The organism is Mycoplasma procyoni (genome assembly GCF_017052595.1).
In the GTDB taxonomy this organism is placed as follows: domain Bacteria; phylum Bacillota_I; class Bacilli_A; order Mycoplasmatales; family Metamycoplasmataceae; genus Mesomycoplasma_A; species Mesomycoplasma_A procyoni.
This window is the reverse complement of sequence record NZ_JAFIDB010000004.1, coordinates 82,723-109,542: the sequence shown is the minus strand read 5'-3', so window position 1 is coordinate 109,542 and position 26,820 is coordinate 82,723. Positions and strand designations below refer to the sequence as shown.

At 28.6% G+C, this 26,820-nt stretch carries 15 protein-coding genes and 1 riboswitch; of the genes, 5 read left to right on the top strand and 10 right to left on the bottom strand.

Annotation, left to right across the window (positions count from 1 at the left end; genetic code table 4):
- The 4 genes from JV122_RS02305 to mip form a co-directional block, all read right to left on the bottom strand.
- The coding region (locus tag JV122_RS02305) for a restriction endonuclease subunit S (RefSeq protein WP_205842902.1) at nucleotides 1–737 on the bottom strand (737 nt) is incomplete at its 3' end.
- Nucleotides 738–906: 169 nt separating this feature from the next.
- A complete protein-coding gene (locus JV122_RS02300) occupies nucleotides 907–2,142 on the bottom strand; it encodes a restriction endonuclease subunit S (RefSeq protein ID WP_205842901.1) in 1,236 nt (411 codons plus the stop codon).
- Nucleotides 2,143–2,424: 282 nt separating this feature from the next.
- A complete protein-coding gene (locus JV122_RS05005) occupies nucleotides 2,425–7,287 on the bottom strand; it encodes a PDDEXK-like endonuclease domain-containing protein (RefSeq protein WP_205842900.1) in 4,863 nt (1,620 codons plus the stop codon).
- 173 nt (nucleotides 7,288–7,460) lie between these two features.
- A complete protein-coding gene (mip, locus tag JV122_RS05000) occupies nucleotides 7,461–9,710 on the bottom strand; it encodes an Ig-specific serine endopeptidase MIP (RefSeq protein WP_444850753.1) in 2,250 nt (749 codons plus the stop codon).
- Nucleotides 9,711–9,811: 101 nt separating this feature from the next.
- On the opposite strand from mip, the gene JV122_RS02285 reads away from it, so the two are divergent.
- Both JV122_RS02285 and JV122_RS02280 read left to right on the top strand, forming a co-directional pair.
- Nucleotides 9,812–12,103: a putative immunoglobulin-blocking virulence protein gene (locus JV122_RS02285; RefSeq protein ID WP_205842898.1), complete on the top strand. Its 2,292-nt coding sequence runs from the start codon at nucleotides 9,812–9,814 to the stop codon at nucleotides 12,101–12,103.
- 104 nt (nucleotides 12,104–12,207) lie between these two features.
- A riboswitch (TPP riboswitch) is annotated at nucleotides 12,208–12,296 on the top strand.
- Between the two features lie 15 nt (nucleotides 12,297–12,311).
- Entirely contained in the window at nucleotides 12,312–12,899 is a 588-nt protein-coding gene (locus tag JV122_RS02280; RefSeq protein WP_205842897.1) for a hypothetical protein, read from the top strand.
- 18 nt (nucleotides 12,900–12,917) lie between these two features.
- Here JV122_RS02280 and JV122_RS02275 read toward each other — a convergent pair whose 3' ends face one another.
- The 6 genes from JV122_RS02275 to JV122_RS02250 are packed head-to-tail and all read right to left on the bottom strand — an operon-like array spanning nucleotide 12,918 to nucleotide 22,500.
- A complete protein-coding gene (locus tag JV122_RS02275; protein ID WP_205842896.1) occupies nucleotides 12,918–13,739 on the bottom strand; it encodes an HAD-IIB family hydrolase in 822 nt (273 codons plus the stop codon).
- A gap of 18 nt (nucleotides 13,740–13,757) precedes the next feature.
- Nucleotides 13,758–17,720, bottom strand: a complete 3,963-nt coding sequence (locus JV122_RS02270; RefSeq protein ID WP_205842895.1) for an Mbov_0399 family ICE element protein — start codon at nucleotides 17,718–17,720, stop codon at nucleotides 13,758–13,760.
- On the bottom strand, nucleotides 17,707–20,316 hold the full coding sequence (locus tag JV122_RS04995; protein WP_205842894.1) for an Mbov_0397 family ICE element conjugal transfer ATPase: 2,610 nt from the start codon (nucleotides 20,314–20,316) through the stop codon (nucleotides 17,707–17,709). The genes JV122_RS02270 and JV122_RS04995 overlap by 14 nt, the downstream gene beginning before the upstream one ends.
- Nucleotides 20,316–21,446 carry an Mbov_0396 family ICE element transmembrane protein gene (locus JV122_RS02260; RefSeq protein WP_373422604.1) on the bottom strand — a complete coding sequence of 377 codons (1,131 nt, stop codon included), beginning with the start codon at nucleotides 21,444–21,446 and terminating at the stop codon, nucleotides 20,316–20,318. Before JV122_RS02260 ends, JV122_RS04995 begins: the two co-directional genes overlap by 1 nt.
- Complete coding sequence (locus JV122_RS02255) at nucleotides 21,446–21,745, bottom strand: Mbov_0395 family pilin-like conjugal transfer protein (RefSeq protein ID WP_240463430.1); 300 nt, start codon at nucleotides 21,743–21,745, stop codon at nucleotides 21,446–21,448. Before JV122_RS02255 ends, JV122_RS02260 begins: the two co-directional genes overlap by 1 nt.
- Nucleotides 21,745–22,500, bottom strand: coding sequence for a DNA-processing protein DprA (locus JV122_RS02250; RefSeq protein WP_205842892.1), 756 nt, complete (start codon nucleotides 22,498–22,500; stop codon nucleotides 21,745–21,747). Before JV122_RS02250 ends, JV122_RS02255 begins: the two co-directional genes overlap by 1 nt.
- A 156-nt stretch (nucleotides 22,501–22,656) precedes the next feature.
- On the opposite strand from JV122_RS02250, the gene JV122_RS02245 reads away from it, so the two are divergent.
- The 3 genes from JV122_RS02245 to JV122_RS02235 all read left to right on the top strand — a co-directional run bounded on the left by JV122_RS02245 (nucleotide 22,657) and on the right by JV122_RS02235 (nucleotide 26,753).
- Nucleotides 22,657–23,676 (top strand): YihY/virulence factor BrkB family protein, encoded by a 1,020-nt coding sequence (locus JV122_RS02245; RefSeq protein WP_205842891.1) that lies wholly within the window; start codon nucleotides 22,657–22,659, stop codon nucleotides 23,674–23,676.
- Between the two features lie 87 nt (nucleotides 23,677–23,763).
- Nucleotides 23,764–25,842 carry a PTS fructose transporter subunit IIABC gene (locus JV122_RS02240; RefSeq protein ID WP_205842890.1) on the top strand — a complete coding sequence of 693 codons (2,079 nt, stop codon included), beginning with the start codon at nucleotides 23,764–23,766 and terminating at the stop codon, nucleotides 25,840–25,842.
- Nucleotides 25,842–26,753, top strand: a complete 912-nt coding sequence (locus tag JV122_RS02235; RefSeq protein ID WP_205842889.1) for a 1-phosphofructokinase — start codon at nucleotides 25,842–25,844, stop codon at nucleotides 26,751–26,753. Before JV122_RS02240 ends, JV122_RS02235 begins: the two co-directional genes overlap by 1 nt.
- Nucleotides 26,754–26,820 lie beyond the last annotated feature (67 nt).

Below are 26,820 nucleotides of genomic sequence, written 5' to 3'. Positions count from 1 at the left end.
AATCCTGTATTTGAGATTCCACCATTAAAAACAGGATATTTTCCGTTTTCTTTTTGTTTTGTTTTTATTACAAACTCTCCACTTGTAATTTCAGTCAAATTTTCGAGGCTTTTAAGTTCTCAAGCGTAAGTAAAACACATAATTTTCATATTTTTTAAATTGATTAACTCATTTTTACTTACTCTCTTATAACAAAACAAGTAAAACAAAGTAAGCAATAGATTTTTTGTATTTTTATTGTCTTTTTTGCTTGTTAAACAGAAAAAGTCTGTATTTTTAACGAAAATACGCTTTTGCTTACGCTCAAGAAGTGATCGAAGATGATTTATTTTATCTATAAGTAAACTTATCTTTTGTTGTTCTTCTGGTTCAATAGGAATAACAATTCTAATTTTCGCCATAACATTATTCATCAATTTGGGTATTCCTGCTGTGGAAACGTGTTTTCATGCTTCGTTATTCAAAATCGTTGCAATACATAAATTTGAGTAATTATTTTGATTTAGTAAAACTCCACTAACGTTTGTTGAGTAGAATTTTCCTTTTCTAAAATTTACATCTCCTGCATAACCATCAGTACTTCAAGTAATAGAATCTTCAAATAAAAATTCATTATAATATCCCATTAATCCTTTATTAGTTGTTTGCGAAGAATATACAGGATAAATAAAATCACCGAATGCAAATGGCTTAACTTTTGCGGTCGCAAGAACTAAACCTCTTGTAACTTTAAACATTTCAGCTATCTGTTTAAGTTCCCAAGCGTAAATATAAAAATTGCCAAAATAAAGGGAAAATCACTGTAAAAAGGGATTTTCTGTACCTTTTCAAAAGAATAAAATCGATAAAGGGAATAAAAATGCCTTAAATCATTAAAATTTAAGGTTGTTATTTTCAATTTCAAAATTAAACAAATAAATTCTCAAGCATTGATTTCTTGATTTGCTTTAATTTCTCTGTTTTACGCTCAAGAAGTGATTGAAGTTTTTCCAATAAAGTAAAAAGAGAAGAGATTTTTTCTTGTTCTTTTTTATTTTTTGTTGATAAAAACTGAAAATTTTCTACTATTGGTTTTGAGATATTTAATTGAGAAGTTCCAGCTCCTTTTTCTTTAAAATATCTTTGATTTATATTTATCAGAAATTTTAAGTATTCCGCTAAAACATTTCCTTTAATCCTTAATCCGGCAACTCTCTGATTTAAAATATACTTATTTTCTTGATCTATGATTGCTACTTTTCCAAGTAATAATCCATGTGCTATATCACTCAAAATCATAACTAAATCATTTTTTCTCAAAGTTTCATCTGTTGTAGAAACAAATTTGTTAGAAGATTTTAAATTTCCATCCAAAGAAACTGAATTCAGATTCACAAGTTCAAATTTACCATTATCACTAACTGAGTTTTCATAACTTTTACCATTAAAAAACAAAGCTTCATTTTTGAGTTTTTTAAGTTCCCAAGCGTGAGTAAAATCCCTAAATCTTATGGCTGGATAAGGGTTATCTTGATATGCAAACATTTTCTCTAAAAGTGATTTCTTCAAACTATCAAAGATTTTTTGCTCACGCTCGCGAAGAGATATGACTGTATCGATGTGTTGCAGCATAAGTGAAATTTTGGACTGTTCTTCAAGTTCTGTTGGAAGCATAAAAGAAAGATTTTTAATTTTCTCTGAATTTAAATTTCCTTGTGTTCCAGTGGAAATTAAACTGGTTCAGAAATCTGTAAGTTCAAATAATTTTAATTTATAGTAAATCATTTGAGTTAATTCCTCGTTAGCAAATTTCATATTGAAAAAAGCTTGTGAAGTTGCTGTTTCTTTCCCTAAAATGCAAACCTTCCCAACTGATGCATACATAGCAAACGAAATACTGTTTTTAGGAACTATTCAAGCTGTGCTATTTTTTAGCCCTAAATTTGTGATTTTCTTTTCTGTTTCAAAAATATATTTTCCAGAATTTGAAACGTCAGATATAGTTAGAAAGTTTATGTTTCCATTTTCATAATAATCTTTATTTTGAGTTAAAGGAGTTCCACCAGAACCAGATAAAACATATAAATTTTCAAGGCTTTTAAGTTCTCAAGCGTAAGTAAAATTTTTGAAGCGAATTTTGGGTACATTTTTTGTGTTTTGCATATTTTTAACTCCTTTTTTGTCAAATATTTATTATTAAAATTATACATTAAAATGCTTAAAAACTGATGCTTGAAATCAGCATAAGTTTAAAGATTTTTTGCAAATGTTTTTTGGAGATTATAAAAAAAAGGTAATAAAAAATCCTTGACTAGCAAGGACTTTCTAACCTTCGAGTGTTAACCGTCTGGTACCATATATTGTATATATTTGCATATATACATTATTATTATACACCATATTTTTTAAAAGTCAAGAAAATTTTTTATTTTTTTTATAAATTTTCTAGTTTTTTACTTCAAATAGTGCAAAAATGATGTTATCTATGTCTTTTTGGCCCTCAATTTTTCTTGGAAGCTCTAATTTATCTTCATCATTTATTCTAATTATAGATCTATTTTGTAAAAAAATGATGTATTTTTCTACAAATTCTCGATTTTGAGCCCCATTTATAACATCGAAGATCTTAATTACTGAAAATACTAAATCTTCTTGGGTGATTGAGTTTGTTTGAGAAATAACTCAAATTATTAAATAACAAATTTCTTGAGGACTTAAATTAACTATTCTTCTGTGGTTTGGTCTGTAGTTAACTCTTGGTTCTCAAGTTGTGTTTAGTTTATGATAAAAGATTTTACCTTCTGCATCTTCAAAATAAACTAAAAAGTTTTCTCATTGAAGATTATTTAGAGCTGCTGCTAAAATATCTTTTTGATTTCCAAAATAGCTTCTTACAAAAGTATCTAAGAAAGCTTTGAAGTATTTTTGGATTACTTTGGAATCGATTGTGTTTTCGTACTCAAATACTTCTTTAAGTGCTGATGTAATTAAATTAACGTTTTTGATGTTGTCTTTTGGTCATCTAACACTCATATCATCAGCTCAATGGTTTTGTTTAATGATTTCAAAAACTTTAGATACAACTTCATTAAAATCAACTGATTTTTTAAATACGTTTTCTCCTAAAGTTTCTTTAACTACAATTTCTGTAGGAATAAAATCATCTTTTTGTTCTATAACTGGAACATTAGATAAATTGTGATTTTGTTCTACAAAATCATCTGAAGGTGTTTCGATATCTTTAGAAGCAATTGCTTCTTTAATTGCATTATTTAATTTAGAAACCTCGAATTCACGGTTTTTAAATCAGTTTGTAGATCAGATTCTATAAATTTTTCAACCTCTTGATTCAAGCAGACCTTGACGAATTAAATCACGATCTCTTGCACTTCTTGAGGAATGATAGGTTGCTCCATCACACTCAATTCCTAAAACAAATCTTGCAGGATTTTCAGGATCAACAACTCCAAGATCGATTTTAAATCTTGAACATCCTACTTGTGATTTAAGTTCATAGCCAAGTTTTTTAATCTCATTATAAACTTCAATTTCAAAAGGACTATCAAAGACAGTTTTGGTGTCTTCTAAAACATTATCAACTTTTTGATCAAAGCCAAATTCTGCATATTTTAGATATTGTTTAAGGAATTTTACTCCTTCATTTTTAAGATCATCAACTCTTAAGTCGCTATAAGAAATTGATGAAACAACAATTGTTGAATCTTTGGCACGTGTTGTGGCAACATTTAGTCTCTTTTCTCCACCTGAAAGGTTAAGAGGTCCAAAGTTCATTGAAATATAACCTCTTGCATTAGGACCGTTAGTTATTCCTAATATAATAATATCTCTTTCATCTCCTTGAACAGTTTCAATATTTTTAATAAATAATTTGTTTTCTGTTTCAAGAGATTGATATTGTGGTTGTTTGAGAATCATTCTGGTTAGCTTATCTTCAATTAAGCTTGCTTGTTTGAGGTTAAATGTAACAACTCCAATTGTTTTAGAAGCGCCAAATTTATCTCTGAGTTCTTTAAGAACTTCTACAATTTTGTCAGCTTCAATTTCGTTTGTTGAAGAATCATAAAGTCCATTAACCTTAATGAATTTAACTCCTTCAATTTGTTGAGGGTTTGTTGAAACTTTTTTGGCACTTGGGAAAGTAATTAATTTATTTTCATAAATAAACTCATTTGAAGGAGCGATTAGTTCTTCAAAACGAGAACGGTAGTGTCATTTGAGCATAAATTCATTAACTCTACCTTGAAGACGTTCAAGAATTGAATCATAGTCGCTTTCAGAACCTTCATCGCTAATTTCATATTCTTCTAAAATTGAATCACTTACTTGGAAGAAGTTTGTAGGAGGTAGTTGTTTTGTGTCTCCGGCAATAATAAATTGCTCTGCTCTCATTAAAGAACACACAGCATTTTCTGTTCTAAGCTGAGATGCCTCATCGAAAATTACAACATCAAATTTGATGTCACTTGATGAAAAGAATGAGCTAACAGAAGAAGGCGACATCATGAAGCAAGGTTTTAGCTTTTGAATTAGAGGATAGTATTCTTTTTTAAAGAATTCTCTAATTGGCTTTTGATTTCTTTGTTTTGCAGCTTGTTCTTTGATCATTCTAACATCACTTAAAACAACTGTTCCATTTGAGTTAGGAATTTGTTGAGAAATGTTTTCGATTATTCTGTATTTTGCAATAGTTGCTAAGTCATCTAATACTTCTTTGTATTCTTTGATGATTTGCTCATACTGCGCTGAGTTTCAGTTTGGCATGAATTCATAAATATATTTATCAGTTAGCAATCTAATAAATCTTTTAGCATAAATATCTTCTAATTTAGCATTTTTAAGACTCATAGGATCTAAATTAATTGATTTTTGAGCTAAATCTTTTGTGTATTCTGATGTATATAAGTCATTATATGATTCTCTAAATTTTGAGAAATCATCATAATTAAAGTTATGAGATAAAAGAGAATCAAGCTTGAAAATTACATCTTTGATTGTTTGAGTGTCAATTTTGTACTCAAAGATTTGGTCACTGAAGTATTCGCTAAATTTTTGTTTTAGTTCAGAAAATTTAGAGTAATTAGCATAGTAATTTTGTAAGTTTTGAGCTTGGTTGGCAATAATATTTGCTAAATTGTTTTTGTTTTCAAATCTTACACCAGATAAATCAAGTGCTTCATTGAATTTGATGTAGTATTGGCAATTTTCTTTTTCAAAAATTAGTTTATTAAGCTCAACATCCTTAACTTTAAGTTTCGAAATTAGTTCTATTTGCTCAACAATTGGCTTCATTTTTTCTTTTGATTGAGCAATTTTTTCAAGAATTTCTAGATCATCAACAACTTCTTGATAAGTAACTTTTTTGATGATTTTGTGAGCTTGCATTGCTTTTTTGATTTGTCTATATTGACCACTGAAAAAACGTTTTAGCGGGTTATTAAAATCTTCAATTTGATTTAGGAATTTGTGATTTTGAGTATCAATAATGCTTAAGTTATAGTTTTGAGAAAGTTCAGCTGCTAACTTTTCATAAACTTCTCTTTCTTTGATTAGCAGTTCCAGTTGCTCAATTAATGAATTTGGAACACTATTTAATAAAAATCTATAGTTTTCGAGGTAATTAAGTTTATCTACAGAAGCTGAAATATCAAAAAATCTCTGTAACATTTCTGTTTTTGCACTTTCAACAGAAATTGAAGAATCAAAACCAGAAGGAATAATGCTTGAAATAGAACTACTTAATTTAATTAGTTCTTGTTTAAGTTCATAAAAGAAAGAAGAAAGGTTTTCTCTTTCTAGAATATTAAGATTTGTTCTATAAAAACCTTTTCAAGGGTTGTTTTTGAAATCATAATTAATTGATTCAAAAACAGATTGGAAAGAATTGATTTCTCTTAGGATGTTTGAGTATTGCTCTAAATCAAGTGATTCGATATTTTGGATGTCGACTTTTAGCTCATCTGCTTTGAGGTTGATGTATTTTTGGTGTTCTCCAATTAATTCATAAATGGAACGATTGATTCTTCCTCTTTTTGTTAAAAGAGCTGTTTTAAAATCATTCATTGATTTTAGTGTGAAATTGTGAGAATTAATTCTGCTGGAGTGATAATTTTCTGAAACTTTTGAGTATTCAGCAGATTTATTTAGTGTGTCGTTTAAGTCTTTAATAAAAGCTCTTTTTTCAAGTTTGTCATTATGCATGTTTAATACATAATCACCAAAACCAATTTTGTTAATCAATTCATTAACAACATCTAAAGCTGCTCTTTTTTCAGCGACAAAAAGGATTTTTTTGTTTCTTGCAACTAATTCACTAATGATATTAGCAATAGTTTGTGATTTTCCTGTTCCTGGTGGACCTTGGATTATGAAACTAGCTCCTGCTACAGCAGATTGAATTGCAGCTTCTTGTGATGAGTTTGTAGGTAGTGAGTGGAAATAAGATAAAGGATCAATTAGTTGATCAATTCTGTCTTCATCAACCATTTTAGAACCATCATCCTCAACATTATTTACTAAAATATCTAAAATTCTTGAATCTTTTATTTTGTCTTCATTTAAAACAACATCATTGTAGATCTCGATGGAAGCGAATTTGAATAATCCAATATGACTTTCGTCCAAAATTTCTCATTGTTCAATTGGGCTATTAGCGTTTGCTTTATCGACTAAATCACGATATTTACTTTCTATCAGTTTATATGATTGTGATAGTGAAAGTCCTTCAAAATCGCTTGGTTCAATTTCAACTTTAAGACCACACTCATTTAAGATCTTTTTGTTTAAAGAAAGGTTGAGATCTAAGTTTTCATTGTTTGTAATTTTGATTTTCATTTTTTCAACTGAACTTCCACGTTCAAGTTTAACAGGAATAAAAGCAATTGGTGAGTGTAATTGCTCACCTTTTGCTCCTGTTCATTTTAGAATTCCTAAAGAGATAAAGATAACATTTATCCCTTGTTCTTCAAACATTAAACGACCTTTACGTTCTAATAAAGTTAATATTCTTTTGATATCTGCTGCATGAAGTGTAGTTTCTAAAAATACAGTTCCAGAACGTTGATCGATATCTCCTTCACCTAAACTAATAACGTTATAAATTGTTGAAGGTTTAGAGTTTTCTATTTGATTTAATATTTTTTCAATTGTAAAAAATAACTGAATTACACTTGATCTTGAGTACTTGAAATTAATAAGCGGATTTCTTGCACTTGTATCAAGTAATTTATTCTTAAGTTCTGAAATTACTTTATTTTTTTGTTCATTATTATTTGGCGATTCTAAATACATTTATTCTCCTTTTCTTTTAATTAAAATGCATACAAAATAATTTTATTGATTATTAACATTTTAGCAAAAAAATACAGAAAAATAAAGGGAATTCGCTAAAATGAGCCGTTTTTCTCTGACAGAAAACTGTGAGAGAAAAATCTCAGGAAAAGCCCTGAGATTTGTCTGTGAGATTATTTTTTGTCTGTTTTTGGGAACTGGAATTCGGTTGGAATTTTGTATCCTACTTCTTTAAATATATTAGTTGTTTTTCCGGGATATTTTTTCTCTAAAGCTTGTCTGTAAGATGTTTTTTGATCTTTTCCTCCACCATAAATTAAGTCATATTGTGGTAGGTTATATGAACCATAAAATCCTTTGTAATCAAATCCTTCAGATCTTAAAGCTGTAATTAATCCAGTTTTTACAGATCTTTGTGAAGCATGGTATGCTCCAATAACTTTGTTGTCTTGAGTTCTAGCTGAAGAACCAGAAGCTCCTCCTAAAGGTGAATAATATTGAGGCATGTAAGATAAACCAGAACCGATTAATGTTTTCTTATCTTTTTCAGATATTATAAAGTCTTTTCCAACTCTTGTTGCAGTAATAAACTCATCTGTAATACCTGGTTTATCTGCAAATACTCTATTCCCTAGAGCATAAGAAAGATTTCATCCTCTATCTCATTTTTCTTGTGGAATGGTATATTGTTCATTTATTTCATTTTTTGAAATTTTATTAAATAAAGTGTGATCTCCATTTGTAAATAATTCTAGTGATCTTTCTTTTCTTGCATTATCAGCTTCTTCTTCATATTTATCAAAATCGAAATCTTCTCTTGCTGATGGATAACCTAAAAGATATAATTCATCTCATTTACCATCTTCTTTTCTTCATTTCTCAAGTTCAGTTTTCAGTTTAGGTCTATCAATTCTTGTGTAATCATGGAGATAGTCTTTTTCTAAGAATTTAATTTGTTTTTCTGTTTTATTTGCATAATCGTTTGTAAATTCTTTAGCTAGTAAACTTTTATCTAGGAATTTGCTTCCATCTTCTCCAATAGTTTGTCCAGCAAATACAGCATTATTATCTAATTCTTTAAAATCTAGTTCTATTACAGCAAAATCTGCAAATTCTTCTGCATCTTTGTATTTTTTAGCTTGCTCTTTTTCTAAAAAGTCAGCAGGTTTAGAATTTAAATAATCATCTGCAGAGTAAAGAATTTTTAGTCCTTTGTCTTTTTCAAATTTTGGTGAAAATAGTTTTTGGAATCTCTCATCATACTCAATTAATCCTAATTTTGTGTGAATTCCTGTTTCTGGGTTTAATTTAGTTAAAGAGAATCCTTTAATTTTTTTATTTAAAACATCTGCAACGTGGAAGTTTGTTCCGAAGAATCATTTTGTTGGATATGATTCCTTATCATCGTTTTTCATGTAATCAAGAATTCAAATTGTTCCTGATGTAGATCTTGATTTTAAGGGATCGTTTGGAGCTTCTGGATCTTGGTATGTCATTGTTAAAGAGTATGTTTGTAAAGCAAAATCTTTGTATTTATCATTTAATAAATATCTCGGAACTCCATGTTGTGTAAATTCAGCGCCATTTGGAATAAAATCAGCTCATGAAGATCTTTTACCTTGTTCTGCTCTATCATTTATGGAAAGTTTAACTTTACCGTCTTCTAAAACAGGAATTGAGAATCCTTTGTATTTTTGGTTTTCTCAGGTGTCTAATTTTAATTCTTCTGCAATTTTATTTAACTCAGCTTCTTTTTCTGGACTTAATGTTTCAGAACTTCTGTATCCTTGGAAACTTGCTTTTAGGGAATCTGTGTATTTTTTGTTGTCCACTTTAAATCTATCATCTTGAGAAGTTTTGAAGTAGTTTACTTTTTCATCTTCTGAAACATTGAAATTTGGATCTTTGATAAATCCATCTTTATCTAAGAAGTTTTGTTGTTGTTTAAATCCTGTGTATTGAATTTTTTTATTATATTCTTTTCCATCAATTTTAACTGAATAAATTATTTCACCAGAACCAGTATATGTTGATTTTTCATCTCCTTTTTCATCCCTTTCAGGAACAATAGATAGAATAGAAACATCTTCTACCCCTTCTTTTTTGTAGTTGAATTTAATTGCTGACTCTGTTAATTTAGAGAATAGTATATCTTTTTTATCTTGACGTTCTGCGTTTCATTCAGTAACTGTGATGTTTAAATTATCAAGGACTTTTTGAACTTGTGGAGTTACAACTTCTCCTGTACCTGAACCAGATCCTGTATCACTTGGTTTTCCTGTGTCTCCTCCTCCAGGAGTTGGTGAAGTATCTCCAGGACCAGGGTTTTGATTATCTCCTGGTGGTTGAGTTTTATCTCCTTCTTTTGGTTTAGCTGCGCTATTACATGAATAAAGAAATGCTAATGGTGTTATTGATGCCATCATCAATAATGCTTTTAAGTGCTTTTTCATATTTTCTCCTTTATTATTTATAAAAAAATTATATAATTTTTTAATATTAAAATAAAGAAAAGAGGCAAAAAATGAAAATAACTGCACAAAATAAGAAGATTTTAATACTTTCTGGATGAATTATAGCGATTCCTCTATCTGCTGCTGCAGTTTCAGTTTTTTCATTAAAAGACTTTTCTAGCATTCAAAATCCCTTTTTAGCATCAGATAATATAGTTAAAATAGATAATAGAGATGTTAACTTTCATGATGGAGAAAACTCAATTAGAGACCACAATCTTAAACCAAATAAACCTGTTGAACCAGAAACAAAACCTATTGTAGAAGAAATAACCAAACCAGAAATTATCGAAGAAAAACCAGAAGAAATTACAAACATCCCTGTTGTTGATCCTAATAAAGAACCTGAAGTTATTGAATATGTAGAAAATGGTGCAATTGAAGACAAAAATCCTCCAATTGAAATCACTGTTCCAGAACCTCAACCAATTGATAATACAAACAACAAACCTTCAAGTTCTTTAGGCCAAAACCAAAAAGAAATTTATGTTTATATAGGTGGTGTTAAAACTAAAGTTGTTGTTGAAACAAGACCTCCAAGAGAACAAGACTCAAGAGACATTGCTGCAGGAATTGTTTCTCCAATAAATTACGTTCGTTATGAAACTCCTGAAATTGTTTCTGTTGAAGTAACAGAAGCAGCAAAAGAAGGAAACAAAAAAGATGCAATTAGTGCACTAAACAAAACTACATTCCCTTCTCACATCGCAGAAGAAATCAGAACAAATCAATATACAGACGAAAACCTAAAAAGACTTGCTAACACTGATTTTTACAAAAATAGAATTGATAAATTTAGAAGACTATTAGAAAACGGTGATGCTGTTTATCCTTTTTTAAGTGAAGAAGGACAAAGACTTTATCCTGAACTTAAGAAAATTCAAGATAAAGATTTAAGATTTATTAAGATTATTGCTTATTTAGATCTTTCTAAATTTACTAAAGTTTCAGAAGCTGTAAATAACGATTTAGCTAAAGGTTTAACAATTGGAGAAGACAACTCAAACGTTTATATTAATGAAAAAGGAGAAATCGATTCATATTCTAGAGATGTTGTTGTAAATGCTGTTCAACATTCTTTAATTAGAGATAATAGCACATTAAGAGTCTTTGGTTATGATAGTTATTATGGAAGAACTCCAGGTTCAATTGCTGAAGGAACTTATCCAGGTTGAACCAAAACTGATATTACTGATTCTCAAGAATTTAAGCACTTTAATGTTTCTAAAAGTGATGGTTTTAGTATTTCAAGACTAGATAGAATTGAGCCAAAAGAAAACCAAAGAAACAGTGGGGTTGTCGTTGAAATTGATGCTGCAAATCCAAGTGGATATGCAAAAATTGAAAACTTTATTAAACAAGCAAAAACTGAAGGTGTTGAAATCACATCTTATAGAATTAAAAATATGGGTTCTAAAGACTCAAACCAAAGATTCTATAGTATTTTAAAAGCACTTCCAGATCACCTTCCACAACTTGAGTTATTTTTTGAAGGCTCTAATGCTAACACACAGGCACTAATTGCTCTTGAAAACAAAAAAATTAATGAACTTTCTATGTATACTTCAGGTAATTCACTCAAAAAAGAATGAAGCATAAATCCTTTAGCTCTTAGAAATACAGATTGAGTTAACACAATTGATTACAACGTTAGCTTTGATTATGCTTTAGGATCAAAAGTTCCTACAAGAATTACTTTTGATACACTTGCTTTTGAACAAAGTGATTTACTAAGCGGACCTGACAGACTCAAAAGAATTAATGATGGTTTAAGAATGGCTTATTTTGTTAGAAATAATGAAGCTGTTTTCCAAGGAGGATTCGGTTCTGGACTAAACCCAGATCAAAACGAAGGATGAAGCAGTTATCCTGTAGGTCTTGATTTAAGTAGAGTTACATCTCTAAAATCTCTAAGAGGTCTTATTTTTAAAGATCAATATAAACCAGCTAATGGAGAAAGAAAACTAAAAAGAATAGTTTTATTTAATAACTCTGATACATTCTCAATTGATACAGAAGAATTAGCAGAAGCACAATTTACAATTTTAGATCGTTCAGGCTTCCAAATGCCTAAATCTGAAATTAGATTTAGCAATGAAGCGGGAACTCAAAAAATTAAATTAAACGGTTCTCAATTAAGTTCTTCTGCTATTGAAAACCTAAACATTTTATTAGAATGAAACCCAGATTTTCCAAAACACGATACAGAAATATTAGTAGACTACTCAAACACAAAACTTTATAATCAGCTTAAGACTTTAGGGTATAAAGTAAGATATGAAAGTGGAGACATTCTAGTCTAATAAACAACTAAAATATGCATCAAACAGCATTTTTAGTTGTTTTTTTATTTAATATAACAATTATTTTTAAGATAAGATCTGAAATAGTAATACAATTTAATTATATAAAAACACAGGGGTGCTTTCGAGCTGAGATTATACCCTCTAACTTGATTCAGTTAAAACTGACGTAAGGAGTGTATTTTTTCTTTTACCCAAGAAAGGAAAAATGAAAAACAAGTATTTTAGTGTTAAAGACATTGTTATAACGGCAGTGATTTTAGCACTATTAATTGCAGGAAAAACAATTGAAAAAGTAATTCCGGACTTACCAAACGGTTTAGGAAATATTGCTAAAATTTCAGAAGCTTTTTTATTAATTGCAACAATTAGTGTAGGTTTTAAAAGAACGGTAATCGCTCTTTTTATTTACATAGTAGTCATTTCTTTAATCTTTGCTTCCTTTTTTATAGGTGGCGTTTTCTATGTTCAATCTTTTGCTAAACAAACTGGAGTGTATTTTTTAGATTACTTTATTCCTCTATTTTTAATAGCAGTAATTGGTCTTTTTAGAAAACTCAAGAAACGATTTTTAATATTAATTGCCTTTGGTTTTGTCTTTTTAGCACTTTTATCACACACAATCAGTGGAATTATTTTCTTCAAAGAATATTTAGAACCAGCAATTAAGAGCGAAATTTTCTATTGATTATTGTCTTTTGGACTTAATTTATTAGGTTATGTTGCTTTTGTTGTCGGTGTAATTCCAATGGTTTTTCTTGCAAAAAGTCTCAACAAACACAACAGAATGGACTAAAAAAATCTTAACCAAGTGTTAAGATTTTTTGTTTTGCATTAAATTTTTGGTTCTGTCAACATAGTCTCTTAAAGCTAAACCAACACCATTTTGATCAAATCTGCTTGTTTTAAAGTGTGTTTTTGATCTTGTTAAGTCATTTGCATTTTCCATTGCATAAGAGTAATCGGATAACTCAAACATTGGTCAGTCATTTGCACTATCACCTATTGTCATACAGTTTTTTATATCCTCATCAAAGAATTCTTTGGCAAATCATTTTGCTGTTAAACCTTTTGATGATTGTTTCATTGTAATTTCTAAATGTTGTGGTCTCATAAAAGCAATATTAAGATCTAAATCTTTGATTTGATCATAAATTTCTTTGATGTTTTCAACTGTATCAAACAGCTCCATTTTTACAACATTTTTATAAACTTTATTTGATTCAATAATTACAGAAGTATCAAGCAGTGAAAAGTCATAACTATAAGAAAATTCTTCTCTAGCATTTCAAGTATAATAATTTTGATCATCTCAATAATTTAGTTGAGAACCATATTTATTTGACATTAAAATAATGATTTCTTGCATTTTTTCTGGAAAAACATTATTTAATAAATATGTTTTTGTTTTGTTATCAAAAACAGAAGAACCGTTTGAGGTTATTAAGTATCTAATTCCAAGTTCATCAGCAAGATTTTGATGTCTTTCAAAAGCTGGATTTCCTGTAGAAACAACAAATTCTCCGCCTTCTTTTTGAAATCTTTTGATGTCTTGTTTTAGTTCTTCACTTGCTCTAAAATCTCTTCCATAAATTGTTCCGTCCGCATCGGAAAAAGCTATTAATTTTTTAATCATATTTTTAATTTTACAACATTATTTCTTTTTCTTTCTATATTTGAAAAACTTATTGTAAATTTTTATTGAAAATACAGAGAAAAAGATGATTAAACCAAGTGATAAAGGTAAAATTCAAAGTCTTTTTGTAATTTTAGATCCCAAAGTTTCAGAAGGGTTATTAGGATCTTGTTTTCAGTTTCTTAAAACCGTTTTTTTATCAAAAGTAACTAAGTTATTTTTGACTAAAAGTTCTGTAGAACCCACTATTTTTTCTGTGTTTTTGGCTTTTATTACAAGATTTAAATAGTTGTTTCCTTGTTTTTCGATTAGTGGTTTGAAAAAGTCGCTATTTTCAATATTTTCAATTTCATAGTCCTCTTTATAAGCTAATAAAAACTGATCAAAAAAGATTTTTGTGTATTTTTCAATTTCGTTTTTAATTGCTATATAGTTATTTGAAGAAAGATTAAGAGTTTCAAGTCTAAAAGTCTTAAGATCGACCTTTTTATAATTAAAATCATTGTTTAATTTAGTTCTAAAAGTTGTTGAATTGATGATGTTTTTGTTAGGTGATAAAACTTTAAAATCAATTCATTTATTTTTGTTGTAGCTTAAAGCAAAAACTTTAGACTCAAAAAACTCAACATAGTAATTTTCAAGGAATTTGAAATCATAGACTTTAAAGTACTTTTCTAAGTGATTAATAATGATTTCTTGAAGAGCTTGAAAGTCAACATCGTTATTGATTTCAAGATCATCAATTTTGACTTTAGAAAGATCGAAATCTTCTTTTAGGTCTGTTTTTTCTGTATTTCTATTATAAACTCTTAATATTTTTATACCTTTGATATTCTTTGTTGTGTCATCTTTTGTTTTAAGTTTAATAAAGACTTTGTCATAAGGATTTTTAGATAAAAGTTCCTTGATTTGCTCAATTTTTTGATCTAAATTTTCAATTTCGTAGTCTTGATCGATTACATACTCGCTTGAAACAGATTCTCCAATTTGATTATAGATTTTTTGTTTAATAATTTGAGAATCTTCTTGGTTGATAAAGTTGATTTCATCAAAGTTGATATTTTGAAAAATATCAATTTTATTGTTTGCTGCAATGTCTTTAAAATAGACATAAATAACGCTATTTTCCTTTTTAATAATAAAATCATCTTCATTTCCTGATTTTAGTTTAAAAACAAAAGTTAGCTTTTGATCATCAACACTAATCTCATAATAAGTCTTATCAAAATATAAAAAGTCAAATCAAGTATCATCAGGTAAAATGTCGCTTTTTGATCGAGAGTTTCTTAAAGCTTCATTAACAACTTCTTGATCTAATTTAGGAACAATATCAACTAAAGCCTTTTCTTTTATTTGGTTTAGTTCATGTTCAGATTCATCCCTTCAAGAAACTCAAACATATTGAGTTTTGTTGTTTATTTGGATGTTATCATCAAAGACATTATCTTTAAGTCTAAAATTAACTATTACAACATTTTGATTATCTTTATCTAAAGAAATTGTGTAATCTAAAAGATTCTTGTTTTCAAAATCTGCTATAAAATTCTGTTTTTCTTCTGTAGTTAAATTTAAGAATTCTTCTTTAGTTATAAGATTTGCTTTAGCTTTAATTGCTTGCTCATTAATTAGAGGTTCAACAGTAATTAAGTTGCTCTGTTTTTGTTCAATTAAGTTATGAAAATCATTTAGATACATCTTTCAATACTCAATCAAGTTAGCATAAGGAATTTTTAAAATATCTTTATCACTCATTTGGAATTTGGTCTTTAAAAAGTTCTTTAAGTGTCTACCTTGAAAAGTCGAAAATAAAGGATTTATGCGGCTATTTGTAAAAATTGAGCTAAATTTTTCACTCTTTGTGCGATCGCCAATTAAGACCAATTTGTAATTATCAATTCCGCCTGTTGTTCTGTAACTAAACAATCAAAGGCCTTCAGAAGAAAAGTAATTATTTGTGTTTTGACTTAATTTTACTTCAGTTCCAGAGCTTGCTGTATAGGTATAAATTGGCTCTTCAATCAATTCAAACTGATTTTCCACTTCTTTTACTTTGTATCTTTTTACAAGGGTTGTTTTGTCATTGATTGTTAGCTCACTTCCTTTTCCTAAAACAACTGCTTCTGCAATAAATCCTTTATTAAAGCGATCAATTTGTGCTAAAGGTTTATCAGTTTCTGATAAAGGATCTTGCAGAAATCTTGTTTTATAAGGCAAATCAGAACCAGAATTAATTCAGACAATCTCTTTTTTAACTCCATTTTCTTTATCAATTTCAGAGTCATATTTTGGATTTTTGACTTTTTCGCCTTTAGAATCAACAAGGATTTCGCCTTTTTGATCTAAAACAAATTCCTGTATTAGTTCTTTTTGGGCAGGGTTGTTATCAGGATCTCAACCAAATCATTTTATGTTTAAATCTGCTCCTTCGTTTTTAATTATGATATTAGTTTCTCAAGATAAAACAAGGTTTTTGTTTTCTTGATTAATGTTATTTTTAGAAAACTTTTTAAGTTTAATGTTGTATTTAGTTTCTTGAGTAAGTGCACTCAAATCTTTGTAAAATTCTCTGTTTAAAACATCGATTTTTTTGTCGTTTATATAAAGAATTTCATCTTCTTTTTTAGTGGTACTAAAAAAGATTTTAACTCCTGTTTTGTAGATTCAAGTTCCACCATAAGTTGCTGAAAGAGGTTTATCATTTGCAACTCTAACTCTTGTATCATTTTTGAGTTTTAAGCTATTAATATCAGTTTGATCGAGGTATTTTCCAGGAATAATTTTAAAGCGATCAACAATTGTTCTAGCCTTTTTAAACTCCGTTTCTAAATAGTTAATTTTAATTGATTTTGCTAAATAATACTCGATTGGTGCATTGTTTAGTTCGTTTTGAGTCTTAATGAAAAAATCAATTACTTCAGAACCATTTTCTTCTCTTTTTCTGTATCTAAGATCAAAAGCTCATTTGTTAAAAGTTGAAAGATTGTCATCTTTAAACTTTTTCAGTTTTTGTTGTAAATAATAAACATTAGATTTTTCAGAAGGTGAGTAAGTTGGTGTGTCAATTCCTCTTCAAGAACCTGTGTCAGTATCTAAATTAAGTCTGTTTTGGTTGTTTAATAAAGAGCTAAAATTGTTTTTAAGTTTAGCTAAATCACTGTTTTTATTGCTTTGTCTTTGGTTTGTGTAAGTGTAGTCAATTTCAATATCAAAAGAGGTGTTGATTTTAAATTCATCAATATAACTTCTTTGGCTTGATAAATCACCCGTCAATCTTTCATCTGTGTGGACATAAAATTGCGTTTTAAAGGTTAAATTGCGGATTTTAATGCTGTTAACACTCTTTCCGTTTGAGTTATAAAATTTGATTTTCTCTTCGATTTTTTCTCTGATATCTCCAAGTATTGGCCAACTAATTTCAATTCCTTGTTCTTCTCCTTTTGAAAATTGTGTCACTGGAAAATTTTCTTCTTGTTCTAGTCCAAAATACAACTTAAAATCAGGCATAAAATTATCTTGAGACAAAGTATAAACTTCAGGACTTCTTAAAATGGCAAAAGATCCATCATCGTAATTTAGACCATGAGGTTTTAGATGAGAACCGATGTATTCTTTTTTAGTTCAACCAAGACCTTCAAAACCCCAACCTTCAAGACCTACAGCAATATTTTTGTTAGCTCCATATCAATTTGTTGTTAGGATGTTTTCTCATTTTCCAAAGAGAAAACCTCCTTGTTTATGATAATAAGCATGATTAGCATGCTGTAAAATATTGTAATTTGGTGTCACAAGTCTCATAAAAGGCTTCTTGCTTGAATTTATATCACTCAATGGTTTTTGTAAATAGTACCTACTTAGAACACTATATTGAGAAACAAATTTATCAAAATCGATTGATACATTCGCTTTGTGATAAGAGTGGTCAATTAAATTGCTATTTTCATTAGTTTGTACACTTAGTACAACTGGATTAGTGTCGATCATGTTTCTCCTTAAAGAAAAAGTGTTTTTCAAATTTGTTGTAATCAAATTTGAAGTAATATTTGTGTTTAATGGATGAGATCAATAAGCACTCACCTCTTGTTGAATTTGTTATAAAATCTGCATCAATATCATTAATTAAGTTTTGATATTTATCATTTTCAGAACTTGGATTAAACAGTAAATTAGTTAATTTAATGTCTTGTCCAGGCAGGTTAAAAAAGAATTTATATTGCATATTCTTCAAGATTGCATTAGTTTTATTTTCTAGTTTTTTGTTGAGTGAAAAGTCTGAAATATTTTGAGTTGCTAGCATCAAACTCCCGTTATATTTACGAATAGTTTTTGCACTATCAAAAACGAAATTAAGTGTTTGAAGGTTATTTTCGTCTATAAACTTATGCAACTCATCAATTAAAATCAATGTTTTATTTTTATTTACAAAAGCATTTTGATTTAATTTTGATCTTAAATTGAACAAAATTAAATAAAAGAAAACGTTAATTTCTGTTTTAGAAGAATTTTCAATCAAAACCTTTGTATCAATAACTATAAAATTAGAGTTAAGATTTAGATTCTGTTTTGAGTTATAGTACTTTTGATAAATTCCTCCATTTTCAAAATTACTTTTTAATCAAGCAAGCAACTTAATTTGCTCTTTTTGATAAATTTCTTTTTCAACATCTTCTCAATTTTGATTTTCTACTTCTTTTATAAAATCAGAAACTACAGGAAAATTACCCTTTTTAATCTCATTAATTTTGCTTTTGTAAAGGGAAATTAAGGCATTTGTGATAATAATTTCTTTTTCTTCGCTTCAGTTAGAAATCATCAATTTAAATCAAGAGATTAAAAAGGAGATTCTTTCTTTTATCTCTTTATTTTCAAGCGATTCTATTGCTTTAAAATTTTCAATTCAAAAGGGATTTATAGAGTTTTCAGGACTTCCTGCTTTGATAATATTGATATCAAAAATATTACCAATATCACTATATTCACTTTGAGGATCTAAAATTACAACATCACAATTGTTTTTTAGATAGTTATCTAAAATCAACTTTTTCATTGCTGTTGTTTTACCTGCTCCAGAAGTTCCTAAAAACACACAGTTAGAATTAGTGTGATAGAAATTTCTTTTTCAAATATTTAAAAAGAAATTTTGTTTTTGGTTTTTACCAACATAAGAATTTGCATCTAAAGAATAGTTTTCATAGATAAAAGGCCAACCAAAAGCGATGTTTCTTGAAATCATCTCAATTCCCTCTTTTAAAGTATCATCATTACAAAAATTTAAGCTTTTATAGGCTTCAAACTGCCTAAAAGTTAAGTTGTTTTGAGAACATTTTTCATACTTGATTTTTAGGTTATTCTCTTTGAGAAGTTGTTTATTATGCTCTTTTGAGTCCTCAAGTTTTGTAATGAAAAATAGAGAAGAATTGAAGAGCTTTTGGTTTTCTGTGTTAATTAAATTAATTGTTTCATCAATGGCATCAACATACTTTTGATCCTTTTTCTTTCTGAAAATGGATTTGTTATTAAAGGCCATTGAAGTCAGCAATTTATTTGTTGCACTATTGATAATTTTTTCATATGTTTCAAAATTTATTGGACTTATTTTTCAGACTATTTTAGTATTAGAAGTATCAAAAAAGGAATTAGCTCATCCAACATTTAAATCAATGGAATAATCACTAATTGTAGAAATTCTATAGTTAACATTATCAATTCTTAAATGCGATGATTTTGTTTCAATTTTTGAAGGAATTAATTCTAAAATGTCCTTATTTTCTGTATTTTCGTTTTTTTCATAAAATAAATTAAGAAATTCTTTAACATCTTTTTTGTCCATTTTTTTAGAAATAATTGCCATTTTTTCAAAATGAGAAACAATGAAATTGATGTTATTTTCAAGCTCTTTTGTGTTTTGAGAATAAACGCAAATATAGTATTTATCTTTGTATTCTTTTGTTTCAATTGAATCAATAATTTCTTTATTTTTGAGTCAATATTGCTTAATTTTTGGATGTTGTTTTGAGTTTTTTATTTTGCTTTTTAAATCCTTTTGGAATTCTGTATAATCTGCTTTTACTTTAAGTTTAACAAAGCAAACATCAAACTCTAAAACATTTAAAAACTTAGAAAACTGCGATAAAAACGTTTTCTTTTGTTGCGAGTTTTTGTTTCAAATGTTTTGACCTTCAAACTCAATGAAACCAAGATATTTATAGTTATTGTTGAGTGCTTTTTTGAGTTCGATAAAACCGTTTTCATTAATTGTTTTATAGTTAAAAATGCTTTCTGTTTTGTTTACTTTTTCACTGAATTTTTTGTTGTCAATCCAGTATAAAAATCATCTTCAAAAAAGCAATCAAACTCTTGCGTTTTGATTAGGAATATAAATCAAGAAGGCTGAAAATAAGCTTATTAAGACTAAAATAAGACTGATTGAAATGATGTTTTTGTATTTGATTTGTGGTATAGAAAATCAACCTACAAAAAATGACAAAATTACTAAACTAAAGCTAACTATTAAATCAGATAAATAGAAATTCTTTGCAATTACAGTTTTGTTTTTTGTTATTTTTTTAGGTTGAAGCATTAGATTTGTATCCTAAATCTTGTGTCTGAATTTTCTAACTCTTTTTCAATTGAAGTCTTGAAAACCAAGTCTTTTTCAGATGTTTTTGTTTCAATTTTGTATTGTTTGTTTTTTGTCATAAAGCTAAAATACTCCTTCATCAAGTTTTTGTTTTCAACCATCATTTCTTTTGTTTTGGTTTCTATTCCGATTATTCTTAAAATAATTTTTGTTGCTTTTTCAAGTGATTTTGCACCTCCAATAATTAAAATTGCCATCAGCGTCATTCTTGTAAAATAACTTAAATCAACTAACGAAAACACTCACTGATTAATTACTTTCGCAAAGAAAGTAAAGAAATATAAATTGAATAAAAGAATAAAAATTCCTAAAAGTCTAGTTGCAAAATATCTTCCTCATTTTCTGAATCTTTGTCCTTGGTCAACAATTAAACTTGAAAATACAAAAGGCGAAACACTAAACAATAGAACATATTGGAAAGTGTAATTAGCAAGCTTGACTAAAGTTTTAGACATCACTACTAAAAGCGAAAATCCAATAACAGAAGGGAAAAATATCAACTCAGCAGCACTTACAGGCATTGTTGAGTATGTTCCTTGTTCTACTGGACTAAATTTGCTATTATCAGCTAAGTTTGCTCAAATATCTTGATCAATAAAATCGGGTTTGAGCGAGATAAAAAGTGCTTCTCCAAAGTTATTTGTCCCTTTAAAACTCAAAATTGCAACATCAAAAATTGAAGTTATAAAGAATAAAACGATTAAACAAAGAATTGGAAAGATAAAAATCAAAATAATCGAAGGCAGAAAACTCCTGATTGAACTTACAAGTGATGTATTTTTAGTTGCTTTGATTTTTCTGTATGATCACCTTAAAATTACAAACAAAATCAATGAAATAAAAACTATTACATTGATTACTAAAAAAGCTTGCAAAATTATTGGAATTCTGACTTGATCAAGCTTGATAAACTTATCACTTTTGCCAAAAAGCAAAAAGTTTATTAATGGTGTACCAAAAAATTTAAAGAGATTGCTTATAGAGCTTAAAAACTTAAAGGGGATCGTGACTAAAATAAATCAAAATCCCCTGAAAATTCCGTAAAAAACACCTTCAAAAAAGGACTGCATTAAGAAATACCTGAAGCTGCTTTTTTACTTATGTCTACTGCAAAATTTACACCGATCGCAAAGATAACAACAATAATGATGAAAATTATCATGATAATAATCATGTGATTGATGTTGCTTTTTCTCTTTTCGCCTGTTGAATAAACGATTTTAACACCTGTGTAAATTGCAGCAACCATTAATAAAAGTCCAACTATCCCAGAAAAAGCAGAGAGCATTATATAACCGATTGAACTTGTTTTATCGGCTATTTCATTGATGACTGCTTCACCATTTCCTGAAAAAAGATATAAAGACACTATACACCTCCTGTTTCATAAACGTCTTTAATTGAAGTAATTAAGTTAGCTCCTTCTTTTAGAAGTTTTGAATTTCCGTCATTTTCATCGAAGTTACCTGGATAGCAGAAAATATCTTTACCCATGTTTAAAAAGTTTGTAACTAAATTCATAATTCCGCTTTTTACTCCAGAACTATAGATGACTAGTGCTTGAGCTAAAGAAGCCACTAGACGGTTTCTGTTTTTAAGTTTATTTTTTGATAGATGAACTCCGTTTGGATATTCAGAAATAATTAAAGTATTTTCTCCTGGCATAACTTTTTTTGCAAAATAAGGGTTATTTAGTCCGTTTGCTGAAATAAAAATTCTTGGTGCGTCATTTTTTTCAAAATAATCAACAACCTTTTCTTCAACATTTTTAAAATAAGAAGTTACAAGAGTTTGTCTTTTGATCACTTCTGGTAATGATTGATCTAAATAACGATTAACCTTTGGAGTTTCTGAGTCTCCTGTTAAACAGAGTTTATAAGGATTTTTTAAAAGCTCCTTATTTCCTTCATAAAAAATTACAAAGGGTGGTTGAAATAAATATTTAAATTCTTGCGGATATTTCTCATCGATGATGGTGATTGCTTTAATTTCTCCGCTTGCAATCATCCTGTCGATTTTCTCGACTTCTTTAACAGGAATTTTTTCCTGATCTTTTAATGCTTTGTATATATCAGAGTACTTTCCCTGATACTTAATTGCTAAATAAATTAATATTGAATCCATGTTTCCTCCACACTAGAATAGAAATTTTTTGCAAAAATCGCCTAGAAAAGGAAATATTTGGGAAAATTTCCGGATTCCTTCCTAAATTTTTCCTAAGTTTTTCCCACAAAATGTTGTTAAAATAAAACAAAAATTTAAAGTATAATATTAAGAACTATGAGAGAAAATAATTGATTTAAAGACAGAGTTATCAAAAGAAAAAATAGAAATTATTTAGAAAAAATAATGAGCTTTTTGATGTTGATTCCTTTGAAAATTGCCATCAAACCAAAATGATGAAAAGAAAAAAGAGAAGATGCAAGGTCGCTTGTGCCAAGAAGTCTCAAAAAACTTTCTTCTGCTGAATTTTCATTTATTCCAGCTGGATTTGCACTCTACCTTTTTCTCTCTTTTATCCCTGTTGTAATCATCGCTCTTTCAATTATTTCTTCAATCGATCTTAGTTGAATCGATCCTAAATTATTAAATCTAAAAGGTTTTATTATTAGTGATATTTTAAATAGATACATTCCAGGTTTAGATAACTCACTGCCACAAACTTTAAGTATTTTTTCTTCTTCAGCTTGAGAAACAACAACATTTGTGATTCTTTTACTTTCAGCTTTTGCACTTGCTTCTGGTGGATATGCAAAATTTATTGAAAGTCAATCAATTTTATATCACCACAAAAACACAGGAAACATCATTATGAATCGACTCAAAGGAATTGTTTATGTTCTATTAATTTCTGTGTTTTTAGCTTTTGTGTTGATTCTTGCTGGAATTGCCTTTTATTATTTAAAACAAGCACTTGAAGGAAGGGATTATATTTACAACTCAATTTTCTATATCATCTCTTTTGTCTTTATTTCGCTTTTCTTTTACTTTATTTGATTATTTTTATTTAAATTCAGCCCTGTGTTCAAATTACAAATCAAACACATTTTACCAGGAACACTAATTAGCACTTTATCTTGTGTTATTTTCTCTGTTCTGTTTGGTTTTTTAGCTTCTGCGAAGTTTGTAAACTATGATAAATACGGAACTCTAGCAACCTTTTTATACCTTTCTACATTTGTGTTTTATATCTCTTATTTCCTTTATTTTGGAGTGATTATCAATGAGGTTTTCTACAAAAGTTTCTTTGGAGAAAACACAAAAAACAAATACACTTTTCAAAGCAAAAAAATTAACTAAAACAAAGGTTTTTCCCTTTGTTTTTCTTTTTTTGTTTATTTAAAAATAGTATATAATATTTGCGCTTAATTTAAAGAAAGGAAAAATATGCAAATAAAAAGTTTGTTTAAAAACAGAGACACTATTTATTTAGATAAAACTTTTGAATCAAAAGACGAAGTATTAAGGTTTTTTGCTTCAGAATTAGTTGCTAAAGATTACGGTGTTGATCAAAATCAAATTTACAATCTTTTTGTAGAAAGAGAAAATCAAGGTTCTACAGGTATTGGTGATTTTATTGCTATGCCACACATGGCTTCTGATACCATCAAAGAAGGAACACTTCTTTTTGCAAGAGTAAAAGATTTAGACTGAAACTCTTTAGATGGACAAGGTGTTAAATACATCTTTGGAATTGCTTTTTCAAATTCACAAAGAAGCAACGCTCATCTACAAGTAATGGCTAAATTATCAAAAATTCTTATCAAACCAGAATTTACAAAAGGTTTAGATGAGGTAGAAAATGAATATGAATTCGTTGCTTTAATTGATAAATTTGAAGCAGAATTAGATAAAAAAGAAACAACAAACAATCAAGAAACATATGATGTAGTTGCTGTAACAGCTTGTCCTACAGGAATTGCTCATACATACATCGCAGAATCAAAATTAATTGAAGCTGCTCAAAAAATGGGAATCAAAATTAAAGTTGAAACTCAGGGTTCAGAAGGTGTAAAAAACGCACTAAGTGAACAAGAAATCAAAAATGCTAAAGGTGTTATTTTAGCTGTTGACAGAGAAATTGAAAGAGGAAGATTCACACAACACGAAAATGTTCTAGATATTTCTACTAAAAAAGCTATTCATAATGCACAAGAGCAAATTCAATCTGTTTTAGATCTAAAAGGATCAAAAATTAAAGCAGCAGCTAAATCAGAATCAAATGATGATGCAGCAATGAGTTTTGATGGATTTGGTAAAAAACTTTACCGTTCAACAATGACAGGTATCTCACACATGCTTCCATTCATTGTTTTTGGAGGAATTGCGCTTGCTTTAGGATTTATTTTAGATCTTATTATCGGTGGAATTAAGGGAGAAAACTTAGCACCTGGATCTGCCTTTTTCAAAAGTTTTGGATTTAACGAATATTTCGCTTCAATCCCATTCTGAATTGGTAAAGTAGCATTAGCATTTGCTGTTCCAGTTCTTGCAGGATACATTACATTTGCACTTGTTGGAAGACAAGGGTTACTACCTGGATTTGTTGTAGGAGGAATTGCAAGTGGTTCTCTCGATTCATCTACTTATAATTTCTTATTAAGTCCTATTACAAAATCTGGTGTAGCAAATCCAGAAAGTTTCTTAGGAACAGGTTCAGGATTTATCGGTGGAATCCTTGGAGCATTCTTTGCAGCTGCTATGGTTATTGTCTTTTCAAAATACGTTTTTGGAAAGATGCCAAAAACAATGCAAGGTGCTAAAAACATCCTATTTGTGCCAGTTTTAGGAACATTAACAATCGCAATTATTTTCTGATTAGTTAACATTCCTTTAATCTTTGCAAACTTAGGATTAGTTCTATTTTTACAATTACTAGAAAAACAAATTTATTTAGTTTGATTACTGGGATTAGTTGTTGGATTAATGATGGCTGCTGATTTAGGTGGACCAATCAACAAAGCAGCTTATGTGTTTGGAACTCTAACAATTGCTTCAGGACAATCAACTATTTCAATGGCAGCAGTTATGGCTGCAGGTATGGTTCCGCCTTTAGGAATTTCTTTATCAATGTTAATCAACAAAAACCTATGATCTAAAGAAGATAGAGATGCTGGAAAATGATCAAACATTATTTTTGGTTTATCATTCATTTCAGAAGGAGCTATTCCTTATACATCTAAAAAACCTAAAGTTTTAATTCCAGCTAACATGGTTGGTGGAGCTGTTGCAGGTATTACTTCAGCTCTTCTTGGAGTAAACATTGTTGCTCCACACGGAGGAATTTTCGTTGCATTCTTAGCAAAATCAAGCCACTTTAGTTCTATTCAAATGCAAATTGGGTTCGGAATTCTATTCTGAATATTAGCAATAGTTGCTGGTGCATTTGCTTCAATGTTAACAATTCTTTTAATGTCTAAATACGGACACAAAATCAATTTCAAAAAGAAAACTAAAAAAGCATAATGATTTACACACTAACACTATCTCCGTCTGTCGATTTAGTTATTGAAAACGGAAATTTCCAAACAGAAAGAGTTAATCGTTATTCAGAATTTTCTCTTTTTCCAGGTGGAAAAGGTATAAATGCATCTGTAGTTTTAAAAAGACACGACTTTAGCACAAAAGCAATTAGCTTTTTTGATAAAGCAAGCCTAAGTTCTTTTGAGCAACTTTTTGAAGCAGAAAATCTTTATTTCATTAATATTGAACCTCAAAGTAAAACAAGAATTAATATTAAATTCTATGGAGAAAATACAGACTTTGAGTTAAATGGACCAAGAACAACAATCACACAACAACAAAAAGAAACTCTTTTCAAAGAACTATCAAAAATTAACTCAAATGACACTCTTTTAATCATGGGAGCTGGTGAAGATTCTTTAATGATTGAAATTCTAGAATTTATCAAAAATAAAGGAATTTCCTTTGTTTTAGATGTAGATTCACAAAAATTAAAAGACTTTATTGCTTACAAACCTTATTTGATTAAACCAAATAAAGATGAACTTCAAAGAAACTTCAGTCTCAAAACAGAAACAGAAAAAGATATCATTCATGCAATGCTAAAAATCCAACAAATGGGTTCTAAAAACATCATTGTTTCAATGGATAAAAGTGGTTCTTTATTACTTACAGAAAACAAAGAAGTTTACAGAGCAACAATTATCAATAAAATCGAAGTAGTTTCAGCAACAGGTGCTGGAGATACAATGATTTCTGTTTTTGCAGCTAATTATCTAAAAAGCCAAGATCCAATTAAATCTTTTGCTTTAGCTAATGCAGCCGCAATGGGAACTGTTTCATCAAACTGATTAACAAATAAGCAGCTTACAGAAAAGTTTTTAAATAATGTTAAAGTCGAAAAAGTGGTTTAAGCCACTTTTTTTCATATTTTTTGCACTTTTTGGTTCAAAACTTGAATTTTATAGAAAAAATAATAAC